This is a genomic window from Carnobacterium sp. (genome assembly GCF_049673005.1).
GTDB lineage: Bacteria > Bacillota > Bacilli > Lactobacillales > Carnobacteriaceae > Carnobacterium_A.
The window spans coordinates 1-2,158 of record NZ_JBATXB010000025.1 but is presented as its reverse complement, the minus strand read 5'-3'; the positions used below and the strand labels follow the sequence as shown (position 1 = coordinate 2,158).

Here is a 2,158-nt window from a genome sequence, read left to right as displayed (position 1 = left end):
CAACTGCTCAAGGAATTCTTATTTTAATTATTGGCTTTTTTACAGGATTGAGATTTGAAAATTGGGTAACAATTCTATATGTTTTATTTGCTTTAATGTTAGTCGGCTTAGTTTTTTCAGGATTAGGATTATTTTTAGCTTCAATGGTAAAAAGCTCTTCTACCTTTCAAGTTGTGCAGCAAGCCGTTGTTTTACCTTTTACATTCTTATCCGGCGCCTACATTCCGATAGATTTCTTACCAAGTGTGCTTAAATTTGTTTCTTATTTTAATCCTATGACTTATACAACCGCCTTTTTCAGAACAATTATGTTAGAAAAAGGAGGATTGTCTCAAGAAGGATGGTTGAAATTAGGTTTAGCGTTTGATCTAAATGGCTTTATTATAACGCCATGGATGAGTGGGGGTATCATCGCCATTTTCGGAGCTTTATTTTTGTATTTAGCAACGAATTCGTTTGTCCGTGCTGACTTTAATAAAATTTCACGTAATCCATTAGCTCGCAAGTAATTATAAATAAAACCGTTCACTAAACGTTTAGTGGGCGGTTAGTTTATAATTACAGACCAGATAAATTAATGGTAACCTGAGAAAACAATAGTAGTATATTCAGGTACATGTATAGATAAAGGAGTTGTCCCAGACAAGAAAGGGAGCCTCTTTTCTTCTAATTCTTCTATTTTATTTATTTCTCCAGATAAATAGGTCTCTATTTTTTGGCGAGTTGTTTTTAATCATTGTAGCAATCCACCATATCGGTTATCTAAAACTTCCCATCAGAGCTAAAATAATAATAAATTGTTTGATACTATCTACAGTCATAACGGCATATCTGGAAGCGTCCAACAGAAAGTTTAATTCATCAAATTGCATTTCTTCTACTTTTTCAGTAACACCTGATTTTTGCATCTCTACTAGAAGTCTTAAACCGCGAAAAAGAAAAAGATGAACCTTTTTGTGTCCAGTAATGAAAGCTTGATTGGTAATAGGATTATAGGCTATCGTGAGTTGACTATTATCCTTCACTTCGTAAGTAATGTTTATTGGTTTTAATTCATGAGAATGCTCTAGCCAATGTATTATGGTATAAAAAGCTTTTTGACAGTCGCTAGTTCCGCCGATAAGTTCCCAGCTCATTCGTTTTTCTCCAATACAATTGTTTCGTCAATTAAGTTCCAGTAGTTAACAAATTCAGCAGGAAGGTCTGTTCCGAGTCTAGCTTGAGACTTGTTTAGGACTAGCTGTACTTTTTTTATTTCTTCTTTAGTCCCCTTTTTTATACTATCCCAGTAAGTTAAGTCCTGCTCTACACGTTTTAACCAAGGACCAATAGTAGATTGAAAGTCATCATTTTTTACTTCTGCAAGTTTACGACTGGCTTTTAGTAGCTGTTCTAATTGTGCTGTGATAAAAGGAATATCTTTATTCCAAATGGCTTGTTTTTGTTCAAAGGTCAGGACTGCTCGAGTGTATTTATTCGGATTAAAGGCAGTAAATAGTTTTAATGCGTTTAAATAATCACTTGGTAAGTAAGCAGCCAATGTTTTATTCCAACTATCAGCAAGTTTATAACTGCTAGAGTCCCATAAAAATTGACTCATAGTTTGTATTGTTAATTTAGATAACTCCCATTGGGCCATTGGATTAGAAACAATGCCTAAAACATTATATTTTGATTGACTTAGCAGTGGCGAACGGTTTTCATAAGGACTCAAAAAAAGAAGCTCGTAGTCTTTTTGATAATCGTTTACGGGAATATTATCCCAAATAATCATTGGCCGATTATAAATACGAGCCATTTTTTCTATGTCATCAGTTGTAATTTGAGAGGCTAAAGTAGCAGGTCCTGTCCAAAATAGAGGGATTCCAATAGGCATTTTTTTACTCAAAATTTCGAGATAAGCTGAATCATAAGAGTTATCATATTCCGTGGGACAAACAACTAAGCGATAGTCTTCTAATTCGTTTTTCAAAAAGGTGTCAACTTGGGTAATGAGATAAGCATGAGCACTAGCAGCTGAAGAGAATTTCTTCTTAGCATTTCCTTTTAACGAGTAATCAATATCATCTAATAGCAATCCGAAGTTTCTGATACCGCTATCAACTAATTGTTTGAGTTTAGCATTTAAGACGTTACTATCTTTTATTTGAGTATAATC

At 33.9% G+C, this 2,158-nt stretch carries 3 protein-coding genes and 1 pseudogene; 1 reads left to right on the top strand and 3 read right to left on the bottom strand.

Features of this window, described 5'->3' with window-relative positions; all coding sequences use genetic code 11:
- On the top strand, positions 1-509 hold a 509-nt coding region (locus WBF61_RS02240; protein ID WP_424253534.1), incomplete at its 5' end, for an ABC transporter permease.
- 65 nt (positions 510-574) lie between these two features.
- Here WBF61_RS02240 and WBF61_RS02235 read toward each other — a convergent pair.
- From WBF61_RS02235 to WBF61_RS02225, 3 genes and pseudogenes are all read right to left on the bottom strand, one after another.
- Positions 575-721 (bottom strand): annotated as a pseudogene (locus WBF61_RS02235) (hypothetical protein); the annotation flags it as partial.
- 37 nt (positions 722-758) lie between these two features.
- Entirely contained in the window at positions 759-1,136 is a 378-nt protein-coding gene (locus WBF61_RS02230; RefSeq protein ID WP_424253532.1) for a hypothetical protein, read from the bottom strand.
- Positions 1,133-2,158: beta-N-acetylglucosaminidase domain-containing protein (locus WBF61_RS02225; RefSeq protein ID WP_424253530.1), on the bottom strand; the 1,026-nt coding region annotated here is incomplete at its 5' end. The genes WBF61_RS02230 and WBF61_RS02225, both read right to left, overlap by 4 nt.

Bases quoted from the DNA above. Each gene is read 5' to 3' on its own strand.
- WBF61_RS02230 (WP_424253532.1), bottom strand. From the start codon at position 1,136: ATGAGCTGGGAACTTATCGGCGGAACTAGCGACTGTCAAAAAGCTTTT.